The organism is Streptomyces sp. NPDC041068 (assembly GCF_040647455.1).
In the GTDB taxonomy this organism is placed as follows: Bacteria; Actinomycetota; Actinomycetes; order Streptomycetales; family Streptomycetaceae; genus Streptomyces.
The window spans coordinates 104,566-119,178 of record NZ_JBEZCG010000012.1 but is presented as its reverse complement, the minus strand read 5'-3'; the positions used below and the strand labels follow the sequence as shown (position 1 = coordinate 119,178).

The 14,613-nt window shown below is 70.7% G+C and carries 14 protein-coding genes and 1 pseudogene; 8 read left to right on the top strand and 7 right to left on the bottom strand.

The genetic code is table 11. From position 1 onward, the window contains the following. Positions 1–16: 16 nt before the first annotated feature. Positions 17–877, bottom strand: coding sequence for an SAM-dependent methyltransferase (locus AB0B50_RS27205; RefSeq protein ID WP_362337194.1), 861 nt, complete (start codon positions 875–877; stop codon positions 17–19). A gap of 276 nt (positions 878–1,153) precedes the next feature. On the opposite strand from AB0B50_RS27205, the gene lpdA reads away from it, so the two are divergent. The 3 genes and pseudogenes from lpdA to AB0B50_RS27190 form a co-directional block, all read left to right on the top strand. Then, positions 1,154–2,557, top strand: coding sequence for a dihydrolipoyl dehydrogenase (gene lpdA, locus AB0B50_RS27200; RefSeq protein ID WP_362337191.1), 1,404 nt, complete (start codon positions 1,154–1,156; stop codon positions 2,555–2,557). A 142-nt stretch (positions 2,558–2,699) separates the two neighbouring features. Beyond that, on the top strand, positions 2,700–2,945 hold the full coding sequence (locus AB0B50_RS27195; protein ID WP_362337809.1) for a hypothetical protein: 246 nt from the start codon (positions 2,700–2,702) through the stop codon (positions 2,943–2,945). Beyond that, positions 2,927–3,661: pseudogene (locus tag AB0B50_RS27190) on the top strand (MMPL family transporter); the annotation flags it as partial. The gene AB0B50_RS27195 and the pseudogene AB0B50_RS27190, both read left to right, overlap by 19 nt. A 128-nt stretch (positions 3,662–3,789) precedes the next feature. Here AB0B50_RS27190 and AB0B50_RS27185 read toward each other — a convergent pair. Next, positions 3,790–3,915: a hypothetical protein gene (locus tag AB0B50_RS27185; protein ID WP_362337188.1), complete on the bottom strand. Its 126-nt coding sequence runs from the start codon at positions 3,913–3,915 to the stop codon at positions 3,790–3,792. Beyond that, entirely contained in the window at positions 3,912–5,156 is a 1,245-nt protein-coding gene (locus AB0B50_RS27180) for an LLM class flavin-dependent oxidoreductase (protein ID WP_362337185.1), read from the bottom strand. The genes AB0B50_RS27185 and AB0B50_RS27180 overlap by 4 nt, the downstream gene beginning before the upstream one ends. A 461-nt stretch (positions 5,157–5,617) precedes the next feature. Here AB0B50_RS27180 and AB0B50_RS27175 point away from each other — a divergent pair, with 461 nt between their 5' ends. The 3 genes from AB0B50_RS27175 to AB0B50_RS27165 all read left to right on the top strand — a co-directional run bounded on the left by AB0B50_RS27175 (position 5,618) and on the right by AB0B50_RS27165 (position 8,943). Further along, positions 5,618–7,150: an MFS transporter gene (locus AB0B50_RS27175; RefSeq protein ID WP_362337182.1), complete on the top strand. Its 1,533-nt coding sequence runs from the start codon at positions 5,618–5,620 to the stop codon at positions 7,148–7,150. A 147-nt stretch (positions 7,151–7,297) separates the two neighbouring features. After that, on the top strand, positions 7,298–7,714 hold the full coding sequence (locus AB0B50_RS27170; RefSeq protein WP_362337179.1) for a YciI family protein: 417 nt from the start codon (positions 7,298–7,300) through the stop codon (positions 7,712–7,714). Further along, a complete protein-coding gene (locus AB0B50_RS27165) occupies positions 7,708–8,943 on the top strand; it encodes a sigma-70 family RNA polymerase sigma factor (protein WP_362337176.1) in 1,236 nt (411 codons plus the stop codon). Before AB0B50_RS27170 ends, AB0B50_RS27165 begins: the two co-directional genes overlap by 7 nt. On the opposite strand, the gene AB0B50_RS27160 is transcribed toward AB0B50_RS27165, so the two are convergent. Next, positions 8,913–9,845, bottom strand: a complete 933-nt coding sequence (locus tag AB0B50_RS27160) for a LysR family transcriptional regulator (protein WP_362337173.1) — start codon at positions 9,843–9,845, stop codon at positions 8,913–8,915. The two genes, AB0B50_RS27165 and AB0B50_RS27160, sit on opposite strands and share 31 nt — an antisense overlap. 186 nt (positions 9,846–10,031) lie before the next feature. Between AB0B50_RS27160 and AB0B50_RS27155 the strand changes: the two genes are divergently transcribed. Continuing rightward, entirely contained in the window at positions 10,032–10,787 is a 756-nt protein-coding gene (locus AB0B50_RS27155; protein ID WP_362337170.1) for a sulfite exporter TauE/SafE family protein, read from the top strand. On the opposite strand, the gene AB0B50_RS27150 is transcribed toward AB0B50_RS27155, so the two are convergent. After that, positions 10,771–11,034, bottom strand: coding sequence for a hypothetical protein (locus tag AB0B50_RS27150; RefSeq protein WP_362337167.1), 264 nt, complete (start codon positions 11,032–11,034; stop codon positions 10,771–10,773). The two genes, AB0B50_RS27155 and AB0B50_RS27150, sit on opposite strands and share 17 nt — an antisense overlap. A gap of 338 nt (positions 11,035–11,372) precedes the next feature. Between AB0B50_RS27150 and AB0B50_RS27145 the strand changes: the two genes are divergently transcribed. Then, a complete protein-coding gene (locus AB0B50_RS27145; protein ID WP_362337164.1) occupies positions 11,373–11,657 on the top strand; it encodes a hypothetical protein in 285 nt (94 codons plus the stop codon). Between the two features lie 38 nt (positions 11,658–11,695). Here the strand turns inward: AB0B50_RS27145 and asnB are convergent, their stop codons facing one another. Both asnB and AB0B50_RS27135 read right to left on the bottom strand, forming a co-directional pair. Next, positions 11,696–13,537 carry an asparagine synthase (glutamine-hydrolyzing) gene (gene asnB, locus AB0B50_RS27140; RefSeq protein WP_362337162.1) on the bottom strand — a complete coding sequence of 614 codons (1,842 nt, stop codon included), beginning with the start codon at positions 13,535–13,537 and terminating at the stop codon, positions 11,696–11,698. Positions 13,538–13,948: 411 nt separating this feature from the next. Further along, positions 13,949–14,611 (bottom strand): TetR family transcriptional regulator, encoded by a 663-nt coding sequence (locus AB0B50_RS27135; protein WP_362337160.1) that lies wholly within the window; start codon positions 14,609–14,611, stop codon positions 13,949–13,951. Positions 14,612–14,613 lie beyond the last annotated feature (2 nt).

Below are 14,613 nucleotides of genomic sequence, written 5' to 3'. Positions count from 1 at the left end.
GCCTCTTCTCGTTCCGTCACGGCTTGCGCAGCACGCCCCCGTACTCGTAGATCCCCTTGTTGGAGTCGGTCGCGCCGACGTACGGCACGAGGTCCGGGTGGACCGGAGCGAGCGGCGGCTGGTCGGCGTCGGGGCGCCAGTCGACGAGGTTGACCAGGCCGGGCTCGACGGGCACCAAGCCGTCGAGCAGGGCGTCGACTTCGGCGGGGGTGCGCGTCTGCCACGGGACGCCGCCGCCGGAGATGTGCGCGGTCATCGCCGCGCCCCGCTCGGGGTCGTCGGCGACCACCTGCGAGAAGCCGAGGAGGCTGCCCGGGGCCGCGCGGTCGACGACGGTCCGCAGGATGCGGCGGGGCCCGTCGGCGTCGACGAGGTGGTGGCCCACGGAGAGGAAGAGCACGGCGACCGGCTCGTCGAAGTCGATGAGCCGCACCACGTCGGGGTGTTCGAGGATCGCGTCCTGGTCCCGCATGTCGCCGGTGATGACGGTCGTGGAGAAGTCGTCGGCGAGCAGGGCGCGGCCGTGCGCGAGGACGACAGGGTCGATGTCCACGTAGACGACGCGGGCGTCGGGGGCGAAGCGCTGTGCGACCTGGTGGACGTTGTCGTCGGTGGGCAGTCCGCAGCCCATGTCGATGAACTGGCGGATGCCCGCCTCACGGGTCAGATGGCGCACCGCGCGGAAGAGGAACTCGCGGTTCTGCCGGGCGATGTCGACGCACTCCGGGAACGACGGCAGAGTGGCGAGCAGGAAGTTCCGGTCCACCTCGTAGTTGTCCTTGCCGCCCAGCATCCAGCCGTAGGCGCGCGCCGAGGTCGGGGTGTCGTAGGGAACGGACGGAATGGACACCGTCTCGGGCTGGTTGTCACTGGCCACAGTGCGCTCTCCACCTCTCCCGCAGGATTCACGGAACGTGTTCCTTGTCGTGACACTATCCAGTGATCCACGTTCGGGTGAACCGACTCCCGGAAGTCCAACGAGCCCAGGGGGAAAGGTGGTTGAGAAGGTGTCCGGGCTCCGCGTGTGGCGCACGGGTCGCGACAGGGACTGTGGTGTGCCCCACCCGGCCGCCGTCCGAGCCCCCGCATGGCGCATGATCGTGGCAGAGCCATCCGCACCACAGGATCCGTACCACCCAGAGAGGACCTCCCCATGGAAGACCGCTTCGACGTCGTCGTGCTCGGAGCAGGACCCGGCGGCTATGTGGCCGCCATTCGCGCCGCCCAGCTGGGCAAGCGCGTAGCGGTCGTCGAAGAGAAGTACTGGGGCGGTGTCTGCCTCAACGTCGGCTGCATCCCGACGAAGGCGCTGCTGCGCAACGCCGAGCTGGCCCACCTCTTCACGCACGAGCAGAAGACGTACGGCATCAAGGTCGACGGACAGGTCTCCTTCGACTACGGCGAGGCGTTCAGCCGCAGCCGCACGGTCGCGGACGGCCGCGTCAAGGGCGTCCACTTCCTGATGAAGAAGAACGGCATCACGGAGTTCGACGGCCGGGGCACGTTCCTGGACGCGAACACGCTGCAGGTGGCGAAGTCCGACGGCACCACCGCCACCATCGGCTTCGACAACTGCATCATCGCCACCGGCGCCACGCCCCGCCTGCTGCCCGGCACCAGCCGCAGCGAGCGCGTGGTCACGTACGAGGAGCAGATCCTCGCCGACTCGCTGCCGCGGTCGATCGTGATCGCCGGCGCGGGCGCGATCGGCATCGAGTTCGCGTACGTCCTGCACAACTACGGCGTGAAGGTCACGATCGTCGAGTTCCTCGACCGCGTCGCGCCCCTGGAGGACGCGGACGTCTCCAAGGAGCTGGCCAAGCAGTACCGCAAGCTCGGCATCGACGTGCTGACCTCGACGCGCGTGGAGTCGATCGACGAGTCGGGCGAGCAGGTCCAGGTCACCGTCACCGGCAAGGACGGCAAGCAGCAGATCCTGGAGACGGACAAGGTCCTGCAGGCCATCGGTTTCGCGCCGAACGTCACCGGCTACGGCCTGGAGGCGACCGGTGTACAGCTCACCGAGCGGGGCGCGATCGAGGTCGACGGCCGCTGCCGCACGAACGTCCCGCACATCTACGCCATCGGCGACGTGACCGCGAAGCTGATGCTGGCGCACACCGCCGAGTCCATGGGCGTCGTGGCCGCGGAGACCCTCGCGGACGCCGAGACGATGGAACTCGACTACCCGATGATCCCGCGCGCCACCTACTCGCAGCCGCAGATCGCGAGCTTTGGCTGGACCGAGGCACAGGCCAAGGAGAAGGGCTTCGACGTCAAGGTCGCGAAGTTCCCCTTCCAGGCCAACGGCAAGGCGCACGGCCTCGGCGACACCGTCGGCTTCGTGAAGATCATCAGCGACGCGAAGTACGGCGAGATCATCGGCGCCCACCTGATCGGCCCGGACGTCACCGAGCTGCTGCCCGAGCTCACCCTGGCCCAGCAGTGGGACCTCACCGTCCACGAGGTCGCGCGCAACGTCCACGCGCACCCGACGCTGGGCGAGGCCGTCAAGGAAGCGGTGCACGGCCTGGCCGGGCACATGATCAACTTCTGACGGCGCCCCCGCACGCCCCGGGCGCCCCGCCACCACGAGCCTGACCGGAATACGGCGGCTCGAGTGGCGGGGCCGCCCGCTCCGGCCGATGCTGGGCGGGACACGACTGTGATGCCTCGGGGGCGAGGAGAGGCAGTAGCCGATGTTCTCAGGCCTGGGTCGATTCGTGGTCCGCCGCCCCTGGTGGATCATCCTGGCGTGGGTGGTGGTGGCCGGCGCGGTGATCTCGCTGGCACCGAAGCTCACCTCCAGCAGCGACGAGGCGAGTTTCCTTCCCGACCACTACGAGTCCATTCGCGCGGCCGACGTGCAGGAGAAGGAGTTCCCCAAGCAGCAGAACATCGGCGCGATCATCGTCTTCGAACGCCGGCCTCCGACAAGGCACTAGCGACCGTCAAGGACCGGCTGCGCCCCGCCGCGCACGACGACGCCCCGGCCGGCACGCAGGCGCTCGTCGGCGGGACCACCGCGGTGTACGTCGACATCAACAAGGCGGTGGACCGCGACTATTCGGTGGTCTTCCCGGTGGCGGCGCTCGCCATCATGGTGATCCTCGGCCTGCTGCTGCGCAGCCTGGTGGCGCCCTGGTACCTGATGCTGTCCGTCGCACTCGGCTTCGGCGCGACGCTCGGCGCGACCTCGCTGATCTTCCAACAGATCGGCAGCCAGCCCGGGTTGATGTTCATGCTGCCCGTGATCATGTACTTGTTCGTGGTCGCGCTCGGCACGGACTACAACATCCTCATGGTGTCGCGGCTTCGCGAGGAGGCCCGCGAGGGCCGGAACCCGCACGACGCGGCGGGCACGGCGGTGCGCCACTCCGGGCCCACCATCGGGTCGGCGGGAGTGATCCTCGCGGGTACGTTCGCGACGCTGATGCTGGCGGGCAACTCGACGCTCTCCCAGATGGGTTTCTCGCTCTCCTTCGGCATCGTCATCGCCGCCTTCGTGATGGCGATGGTCTTCACCCCGGCGCTGACGGCCCTCATCGGCCACGCGGCCTGGTGGCCCGGCCACGGCGACGAGAAGCGGAACGGAAACGGCAGCGCTCCTCCTCCGGACCCGCAGGAGGAGCCGGTCGGCGGCGCGACGCGCTCGCAGTAGGAGTGACGGACTCGCGGGAGGGAGGAGTGACGGACTCCCAGGAGGAGTGACGGGCACGTGCAGCCACCCCGCGGGCCGCTCCCCTGCGGACGGTTCCCGCAGGCTCGACTCGGGCCGCACGATCCCCGTCAGCGTCCCGCACACCGCGCCGACGCCGGCACCCAGACCTCGGTGACCCCGAATCCGGCCGCCGCCACGATGCCGACGGCGGCCTCGATCAGGCCGAGGGAGCGGGCCGGTGCGCGGTCCGTCACCGGCTCCTACCGGCGCGTTCCGCGGCCAGCGCCTCGCTCACGGCCGCGCGGCCCGCGTCGCGGAACACCCGCTCGTGCGCGTCGACTTCGTGCACCCACGCGCGGTGCACGCGCACCGTGCGGGCCTCCCCCGCGAGCCCCTCGCGCACTCCTTCCTCCAGTGCCCCGGCGAGAGCGGCGTCGAGGACGTCCATGCCGAGCGGATTGACGAAGGTGTACGTTCCCCTCTCGCGCCCGACGTCGAGGGTGACCCGCGCCCAGCCGCCGCAGCTGGTCTGGTTCCCCGCGGTGGCGGTCCGCCGGATCGGCAGCTCTGCCCGCGCCAACTCCACTGCCTGAGCGGCCAGTTCGTACTGCGTACGCCAATCGGCGTCGGGGAATCCGAGGACGAGCCGATCGACTCCGGCCCGCCCGTACTCGACGATCTTCTCGGCGGCCCGCTCCGGTGTGCCGTCGACCGGCATGGCGGCGGCGCGTTCGGCGTCGATGCCGTAGCGGCGCAGCACGTTTCCGGCCGCCGGGGTCCGCCGCCCGCGGGTGCCGGGGGCGTCGAGGGCCGACGGGACGGCGACACTCACCGTCGGCCGGACGACGCGACCGGTCTCGGCAGCCAGCGCCGCCAGGCGGGGCACCGTCCGGGCTACGTACGCCGGGGAGGCGAGGTTCGGGAACCAGCCGCCGAACCGGACCGCGCGCCGCAGGTCGGCGTCCGACTCGCCGCCGATGAGGAAGGGCGGCCAGTTCACGCGCGGCTTCAGGACCAGCTCCGCGTCGCCGACCTCCGTCGGGTGGGCCACGAGCAGGCTCCGCAGTTGCTCGAGCACGCGGTCGGTCCGCTCGTCGCGCTCGTCGTACGGCACGCCGGTCGCCGCCCGTACGGGGGTCTCGGCGAGCCCGCCGCGCCACTGGGTCCAGGCACTGCCGCCGGTGTCGGCACCCAGCAACAGCCTTCCCCCGGAGAGGAATTGGAGGCTGGCGAGCTGCTTGGCGAGGTGGGCGACTTGGCGGACGGGGGCGGTCAGGACGCCGTAGCCGATCCTGATGCGGCGTGTCACCGCCGCGGCCGTGGCGAGCGTGACCGTCGCGTCGAGCACCGGGACGCGCCCCACCAGGTGGTCGCCCGCCCACACGGACTCGAAGCCGAGCTCCTCCGCCCGGCGCGCGGCCGCGGCGAACTCCCCGGCCTGCCCCTCTCCGTCCGCCCGCAGCATCGGCAGGAACACCCCGATGTCGACCGCCATGTCCTCCTCCACCCCCGCTTTCCGCATCCGTGCCCCGTGCCTCCGCGGGCAACGGGAGAACGTTAGTCCAAGTTGCCATCACGCGAAAAGTGTGAACACGAAGTCGCACCCACACTCCCCTCATTGCACACACTCGCAGCGAAAGCGCAAGCGAAATCAATAGCCTCGAAAAAATCGCCAGCCTGGGAAAAGGAGGGAAAAGTCAAGCCCGTCGGCGACTTTCCGGAAACTTCCCAAACTGGGCCTCTACCTGCAGTGATCTGGTGTTAGGGTTTCGCTTCGCCTTTCCCGCAGTCCCGAGCCGTGCCGCATTATCACCGGCACGCCACGCGTATTGCATTGCGGTGTTCCGCGCTTGGCAGCGGTGCACCACCACCCCTGGACCCGGAATGGAAGCAGCCCTTCCATGTCTGTTCTCCGTTCCGGGGAAATGTGTCCACGCCTCGTTCTGGAGCTCTTTCATGCCTGCTGACAGCACCGCTGTCACCACCCCCGCGCCGTCGGGCACGACCGGCGCCCCGCCCGGCGGCGGCCGTCACCTCGGCCTCGCCCTGTTCGTGATCGCCGCGGCCCAGCTGATGGTGGTCCTCGACGGCACGATCACCAACATCGCCCTGCCCAGCGTCCAGACCGCCCTGGACGTGTCCGACGCGAACCTGGCCTGGGTCGTCAACTCCTACGCCCTGGCCTTCGGCGGACTGCTGCTCCTCGGCGGCCGCGCGGGCGACCTCTTCGGGCGGCGGCTGATGTTCCAGGCCGGCATCGTCCTGTTCACCCTGGCCTCCCTGCTCGGCGGCCTCGCCCCGAACACGGGCCTGCTGATCGGCGCGCGCGTCCTGCAGGGCGTCGGCGCGGCCGTCGCGGCACCCAGCGCCCTGTCCCTGATCGCCACGACGTTCCCCGAGGGCAAGCCGCGCAACAAGGCCATGGGCGTCTATGCGGCGATGGCCGGCATCGGAGCCACCGTCGGCCTGCTGCTCGGCGGCGTCCTCACCGACGCCCTGGACTGGCGCTGGGTGTTCTTCGTGAACATCCCGATCGGCCTGGCCGTCCTCGCGGGCACCAGGACGCTCGTCGAGGCCGAGCGCCACCGTGGCCGCCTCGACCTCCCCGGCACGCTGACCGGCACCGGCGGTCTGATCGCGCTGGTCTACGGCATCACCCGCGGCGGCGAGCACGGCTGGACCGAGGGCCCGACCCTGAGCTGCTTCGCCCTCGCGGCCGTCCTGCTCAGCGCCTTCCTGCGCGTGCAGGGCCGCAGCGCGCATCCGCTGATGCCGCTGCGGCTCTTCAAGGACCGCAACCGCTCCGGCTCCTACGCCACGATGCTGTTCATCGGCGCCGGCATGATGGCGACCTTCTACTTCCTCACGCTCTACATGCAGCTGATCCTCGGCTACAGCGCGGTCGAGGCCGGCGTCGCCAACCTGCCGTTCAGCCTCGGCATGGGGGTCGCCACCGCGCTCAGCGCCAAGCTGGTCGCCCGTCTCGCGCCGCGCGCCATCGCCGGGCCCGGCCTGCTCGTGGCGGCCGCGGGCATGTTCTGGTTCGCCACGCTCACCCCCGAGTCGTCGTACGCGGGCCATCTGATGCCCGCGATGTTCGTGACCGCGCTCGGTCTCGGGACGGGCTTCGTCCCGATGACGCTGGGCGCGGTCAGCGGCGTCCAGCACCAGGAGGCGGGCATCGCCTCGGCTCTCCTGAACACCGCCCAGCAGATCGGCGGCGCCCTCGGCCTCGCCGTCCTGTCGACGGTCTCCACCTCGGGGGCCAATGACCGGCTGCCGGACGCGGCGGCCTCCTTCTACCGCGGCCTGGCCACCGAGGACCACGGCCTGACGGCCAGGGCGGCGGACGCACTGACCCACGGCTACACCCTGGCCTTCGTCGGCGCGGGAGCCATGTTCCTGGCGGGTCTCGCCGTCACCGGCCTGGCCATCACCGCGGGCAGGCAGCGGGCGGCCGAGGGCGCGGCACCCGTGCACATGGGCTGAACATCCCCGGTGGACCGCTTCGCCGCGAACTCGGCCCCCTCCGCCGATAAAATTTCTTCCGCGAGATGTCGAGAACGCGGCGCCCGCTCCGACGTCCCCCGTGAGAGTCGCCCACGAGGGGTGACGGCGCAGTCGAGGAGCGAAGTCATGAAGTATCTGGTGATGGTCCAGGGTTCGCAGGCCGACTACGAAGCGATGACGGGCAAGCCCTCCGGGAACAGCCCGGCCTGGAGCGAGCAGGAACTGCAGGCGATGTTCGCCTTCATGGGCGGGATCACCAACGATCTCGCCGAGTCCGGTGAGCTCGTCGACGCGCAGGGTCTCACCGAGCCCGCGCAGGCCCGCTTCGTCAGCAAGGACAAGGCCGGCCGCCCGGTGATCACCGACGGTCCCTACGGCGAGACGAAGGAGGTCCTCGCCGGCTACTGGGTGGTCGACTGCGAGAGCCTCGACCGGGTCACCGAGATCGCCAAGCGCATCACGGAGTGCCCCGGGCCCGAGGGTCTCGTCGAGCCGCCCGTCGTGATCCGTCCGATCCAGGACGCCTCGGGCGGCGAATGTTGAGACGGAGGACCGGGGTCGAGGACCTGCTGCGCCTGCACGCGCCGCAGGTCCTCGGCGCGCTGGTGCGCCGGTACGGACACTTCGCCGCCTCCGAGGACGCCGTGCAGGAGGCGCTGCTCGCCGCGGCGCGGCAGTGGCCGGACAAGGGGGTGCCCGACAATCCGCGCGGCTGGCTGATCAGGGTCGCCTCGCGCCGCCTCATGGACCAGCTGCGCGCCGACGAGGCACGGCGGCGGCGCGAGGAGGACGCGGCGCTGCTCACCCCGCAGGACGCGTTCACCGCTCCCCCGCCGGGCGAGAGCCGCGCCCCCTCGGACGACGACACGCTCACGCTGCTTTTCCTGTGCTGCCACCCGGAGTTGAGCCCGGCCGCGCAGGTCGCCCTGACGCTGCGGGCCGTCGGTGGTCTGACGACGGCGGAGATCGCCCGCGCGCACCTGGTGCCCGAGGCGACGATGGCGCAGCGGATCAGCAGAGCCAAGGGGAGGATCAAGGGGACGCCGTTCCGGCAGCCGGGGCCCGAGGACCGCGACGCACGCCTTGCCGTGGTCCTCCAAGTGCTGTACCTGATCTTCAACGAGGGCTATACGGCCACCTCCGGTGACACCCTGCACCGCGCCGACCTCGCGCGCGAGGCGATCCGCCTGACGCGCTCCGTGCGTCGGCTGCTGCCCCAAGAGGGCGCGGTGACGGGCCTGTTGGCACTGATGCTGCTCACCGAGGCACGCACGGCCGCCCGCACGGGGCCGCACGGCGAGCTGATTCCGCTCGACGAGCAGGACCGCACCCTCTGGGACCGTCAGGCGATCACCGAGGGCACGGCGCTGGTCGAGGAAGCACTGACCCAGGGCCCGCCCGGTGTCTACCCGTTGCAGGCGGCGATCGCCGCCCTGCACGACGAGGCCGAGCACACGGACGCCACCGACTGGCCGCAGATCCTCGCCCTGTACGACGTCCTGGTACGCCGCACTCCCGAGCCCATGGCCGAGCTCGGCCGGGCGGTGGCCCACGCGATGGTGCACGGGCCACGGGCCGGGCTCGGTGAACTGGCGGCGCTGGAGGAGCGGTTGAAGGGGCACTACCGCCTCGAAGCCGTGCGCGCCCACCTGCTTGAGCGGGCGGGCGACATCGAAGGGGCCCGCAGCGCCTACCGGTTGGCGGCGCAGGGCACGCTCAGCCGCCCCGAGGCCCGCTACCTTCAGACGCGTGCCGCCCGGCTCTCGCCCTGAGCGGGGACCCGGCCGAGCGGGGCGCAGTGCTCGGCGACGGTGTCGGCGAAGGCACGGGCCAGCGGGCTGAGCGCGTCCCAGCGACGCACCGCCCACCCGACGGACAGCGGCGGCAGCTCAGGAACCGGGACGAGGCGCAGCCCCGCTGGGCCGTGGTCGCGCCAGCCGGGCAGTGCGGGCACGACGGCCTGGCCGAGGCCGAGCTCCGCGAGGAGGACGGCGGTGTCCCAGTCGGCGACACTGGTGACCGTCGGCAGCGTCACCTCCAACTCGCCGAGGTGGGCGTCGAGTTGCCCTCGCGACGTGGAGTTCTCCGGCGGCGTGATGAGCTGCGCGGCGGACAGCTCGGCGGGGTCGACCCGCGGCCGGTCGGCGAGCGGGTCGTCGGCACGGACGGCGAGGACCCAGGGCAGTTCGACGACGGGCCGCTGCTCGATGCCGCGCACCGGCTCCCCCAGGGTGATCCAGGCGAGATCGAGGTCGTCGGCGGCGAGCGCGTCGAAGGACCTGCGGTTGGAGCTGACGGTCTGGAACTCCAGGCTGACGCGCGGGTAGCGGTCGCGGAAATCGACGACGGCCTCGGCCATGAAGTGCCGCACGGAGGTGGCCCCGGTGGTGATCCGCACCGCGCCGCCGTCGCCGCGCACCTGCTCGCGCAGTCTGCGTACGGCGAGGTCGATGCCGCCGATCCCGTCGGACGCGGCGCCCTGCAGGATCCGCCCGGCCGATGTGGGCACCACGCCGCGCGCGTGCCGCTCGAGGAGACTCACGCCCAGTTCCCGTTCCAGGCGTTTGACGTGCTGGCTCACGGCCGACTGCGTACAGGACAGGTCGCGGGCGACGGCACTGAGGCTGCCCGCGCGGCAGACGGCGATGAAGATGCGGAGGTCGTCGAGAGTCACGGCGTATGAAGTTATCCCTTGGAGGGATACAAGGAAACCCGAGGATTGACTTGGGTTTTGACCGTGCCCCAAGATCTTTGACGGCCCGGGCGGCGACCCGGCGACGGGCGTCGACCCGGGGGTCACAAAACGACTCCCGGAGCACGGGCCATTCGATTCGACTCAACTCCGCGAGAAGGGTGACGCGTGGAAGCGCTGGAGATGGTGGCCGTCGGGGTCGCCGGTGTGGCGGCCGGCGGACTCAACGCCGTGGTCGGTTCGGGCACCCTCATCACCTTCCCCACCCTGCTGGCCTTCGGCTTCCCACCCGTGGTCGCCAATGTGTCGAACAACCTCGGCCTGGTGCCGGGCACGCTCAGCGCCGCGTACGGCTACCGCAGGGAGATGAAGGGCCAGTCCAAGCGCCTGCTCCGCTTCGGCACGGCATCACTGATCGGCGGCCTGATCGGCGCACTGCTCCTGCTGAAGCTCCCCGCCGACGCCTTCCAGGCGGTGGTGCCGTCCCTGATCCTGACCGCGTGCGTCCTCGTACTGCTGCAGCCCTGGCTCAGCCGCAGACTGGCGGACCGGAAGACCGAAGGAAAGAAGGACGGCGGCATCCCCATGTGGTGCGGCGTCCTCGCCACCGGTGTCTACGGCGGCTACTTCGGCGCGGCCCAAGGCGTCCTCCTCATGGCCCTGTTCGGCACCTTCCTCAAGGACGACCTGCAGCGCCTGAACGCCGCGAAGAACGTCCTCGCCTCGATCGTGAACGGCGTCGCGGCCGTCGTCTTCATCGCGGTCGCGGACATCGACTGGGCAGCGGCGGGCCTGATCGCCCTCGGCTCTACGGTCGGCGGCCTGATCGGCGCCCGCTACGGCCGCCGACTGCCGCCCACGGCGATGCGCGCCTTCATCGTCGTGGTGGGGGTCACGGCGTCGGTGGTCATGCTGATGCGGTAGCCGACGTCCGCCGGTGACGCTCTCGCACCACGTCGAGGAAGACCGACCGCAGTTCGTACCGCCTCCTGCCACGGGTCTTCATGGCATGGCAGTTCGGGCACAGGGCGACGGCCTTGGAGTCGTAATACCGCCCGCCGACCACGAGCAGACACGTACGGGACCCCTGGAAGCCGTACCGGCTCAGGAAGGCACCGCGGCCCAGCCGATCGAATTCCTCGACGGCCCGGAGCACCTCCGGTCGTCCCATGTCACTCAGCTCGTCCCATGTCACTCAGCGCCATGGCGCCCACGACAGGGCGGGGCACCGACAACCCGGCCCGCGTCGCCCGGGTCCTCCCGCAGAGATATCCCGGACCCTCCCGCAGAGATCTACCGACGGGTAACGCAGCTCACACTCCCGGACCCCTCACCTGGGAACACCGCCCTATGGTTTAGCGTTGAACATGATGTGGCCCCGACCGAGATTCCCCCGTCCGGTCGGGGTCACACCACGTTCATGACGGCTTCTTCCCCTGTTTTCACGCCTTCGAGGGCGAATATGCCAACCGCGCCGCGTCACACACGCCCGAGCGGCATCATGCGTCCATGGACGGTGCCAAGCCTGTGCAGGTCTTGTTCACGCCCGAGGAGTACGCCGCGCTCCTGCGGCATGCGGATCAACTCGGGGTGCCGGTAGCCGAGTTCATACGTCGCGCGGTCACCGTCCGCGCCGCGGAGCACCCCGGCCCGTGCCGGGCCTCCGACTCCCGGCGCGGGGCGACCGTGCCCCCGATCCAGCGGAGCCTCGACGCGGACGGGACGCCCGCGCTCCAGCGGTTCCTGGACACCCTCGCCGCCTCGGCGGAACCCGAAGAGCACGGAGGGCGGTGACCGAAGGGCGCGGGCGACCGGCGAGGAGCGGGCAGCACTCAGGAGAGGACGATCTCCGGCTTGTAGAGGTCCAGCCAGATCGCCAGGTCCAGCGTCCGCTCCAGGCCGCGCCGGGACGGCTGGGTGATCTGCGGAGCACTCACATCGGCCGCCCGCGCGGCCGCCTCGCGGTCCACGAGGTCGAACACCGGATGCCCTGACTGGGCGAGCAGATCCTTGACGTGCCCCTGGAGGGCGATCGCGTACTTGGGGTCCTGCGTGGAGGGATAGGGGCTCTTCACCCGGTCGTAGACCGACTGCGGCAGTACATCGGCGGTCGCCTCGCGCAGCAGGCTCTTCTCCCTGCCGTCGAAGGACTTCAGCGCCCAGGGCGTGTTGTACACGTACTCGACCAGACGGTGGTCGCAGAACGGGACGCGCACCTCCAGACCGACGGCCATGCTCGCACGGTCCTTGCGGTCCAGCAGGATGCGCACGAAGCGCGTCAGATGCAGATGACTGATCTTCCGCATCCGGTACTCGAAGTCGCTCTCGCCGTCCAGGCGCCGGACCCCGGCGACGGCGGTCGCGTAGCCCTCCTTGACGTACGCGGGGAGATCGAGCGCGGCGTTCAGGTCGGGGCGCAGAATCCGGGCGTCGTCCCCGAAGTGGTCGGCGAACTTCACCAGCCAGGGGAAGGTGTCGGCCGCGCGCGCCTCCTCGTCGAAGAACTGCAGGTACCCGCCGAACACCTCGTCCGCCGACTCCCCGGACAGCGCGACCGTGGAGTGCTCGCGGATCGCGCGAAAGAGGAGGTAGAGCGAGGCGTCCATGTCGCCGAAGCCCATGGGGATGTCCCGTGCGCGGATCATCTTGGCGCGCACCTCCGGGTCCGCGAGCGCGTCCGAGTCCAGGACGATGTCTCGGTGCTCGGTGCCCGCCGACTTCGCGACGTCGTGGACGTAGGGGGTGTCGGGCGTGCCGCGCAGTTCGTCGGCGACGAAGTTGTCGGCCTGGCCGACGAAGTCGACGGCGAAGCTGCGCACCGTCTCTCCCACCTCACCGAGCCGGCGCGCGGCGAGCGCCGTCATCGCCGACGAGTCGAGGCCTCCGGAGAGCAGGGTGCAGCGCGGCACGTCCGAGACGAGCTGGCGGCGCACGATGTCGTCGAGCAGCTCGCGGACCCGCGCGATCGACGCGTCGCGGCCGTCGGTGTGCGGGCGCGTCTCCAGGGTCCAGTAGACGTGCCGACGCAGCCCCGAGCGGTCGACGGTCACCACCGTGCCGGGTTCGACCTCGCGCATGCCGTCCCACACGGCATGGCCGGGCGTCTTGACCGTGGCGAAGACTTCGCGCAGGCCGTCCAGGGTGACGCGGGCGCGGGCCAGCGGATTGGCGAGGATCGCCTTGGGCTCGGAGCCGAACAGGACGCCGTCGGAGGTCTCGTAGAAGTAGAAGGGCTTGATGCCCATGCGGTCGCGGACCATCACGAGCTTGTCGTGACGGGCGTCCCAGATCGCGAAGGCGTACATGCCGTTCAGGCGCTCGGCGAGCGCCTCGCCCCATTCGAGGTAGCCGCGCAGCACGACCTCGGTGTCGGACTCGGTGCTGAACCGGTGTCCGCGGCCCGCCAGTTCACGCCGCAGCTCGGTGAAGTTGTACGTCTCGCCGGAGTAGACCATCGCGACGGTGCCCGTCGGCGTCTCGACGGTCATCGGCTGACGCCCGCCGGGCAGATCGATGATCGCGAGCCGGCGGTGTCCGAGCCCGGCGGGTCCGCCGGTCCACGTACCGCGGTCGTCCGGACCGCGGCAGGACATCGTCTCCGTCATGGCGTCCAAGGTGGTGGACTCGGCCGTCAGATCACGGCCGAAGGAGACCCAGCCGGTAATGCCGCACATGCGCTTTCCTTCCACTCGGCGAACTAGATGTATCTAGCACCTATAAAGCGAGCGTGCGCCTCCGATTGCGTACGGTCAACGCCCCGGCAACACAGCCGCCCCGGCCGACCCCCGCGGTTTCGGCCGCGCTTTACCAAGGCCAGAGAGCGTGCGGGGAGCGGGACACACCCACCCACCGCACCGGTACGGGAGCGGCCCGCGTCACGGAAGGAAACATTCCGGCCACGGGCAAAGACTTGTCAACGATCCAGCAGTCGCTCCGCGAGCGTCCACGCCTTCTGCCCGGCGACGATCGCGTACGCGGGGTGGACGGGGTCGCTGATCTCGGCATGCGCGTTGCGATCGGCTGGCTGGTGGCGGTGGTGGTCGTACGGCGGAGCGCGGACCGGCGTACGACCGACGCCGCACCGGTCACCGCGGGGTCAGAAACGCCTGCACCCCGGGTGCGTACCGGTCGGTGAGCTCGGCGATCTCCGCGGCGCGCAGATGCGGGCCGCGGGCGATGCCGTACATCACGCCGAGGCCGATCAGCATGCCGACGGCGAGCTCGGCGCGCAGGCCGGCGTCCGGCCCCGGCAGCCGTTCGCTCAGCCTCTGCACCACCTGCGCGCGGAAGTTGGCGCGCAGGATGTCCCCCTGCTCGCCGTGGAGCGGGGCGAAGACGATGCGCAGGATCGGGTCGGCGCCCCGCTCGGCCTGGCCGGTCAGCAGATGGCGGACCATGTGGCGGCCGAGCTCTTCCACGGGCGCGGCGAAGAAGTCCTCCGCGTCGGTCTCGAACGACATGACCTGGGAGAACAGCGCGTCCTTGTTGCCGAAGTACTTGAGGATCAACGGCGCGCTCACTCCGGCGCGTTCGGCCACCGCCTTGAGCGTGATGTCGCCGTGCGCGTGCCGCGCGAGGAGGTAGCGGACGGCGCGGACGATGGCTCCCTTGGTCGCCTCGGCATCGCGGCGGCCGGGGGCGCAGGCCGCGCCCGTCTGCACCGTCGCGCCCGGCTTCACAGTGGCGCCCGACTCCACAGTGGCGCCCGACTCCGAAGCCACACCCGCCTCCACCGTCACGTCCACCATGG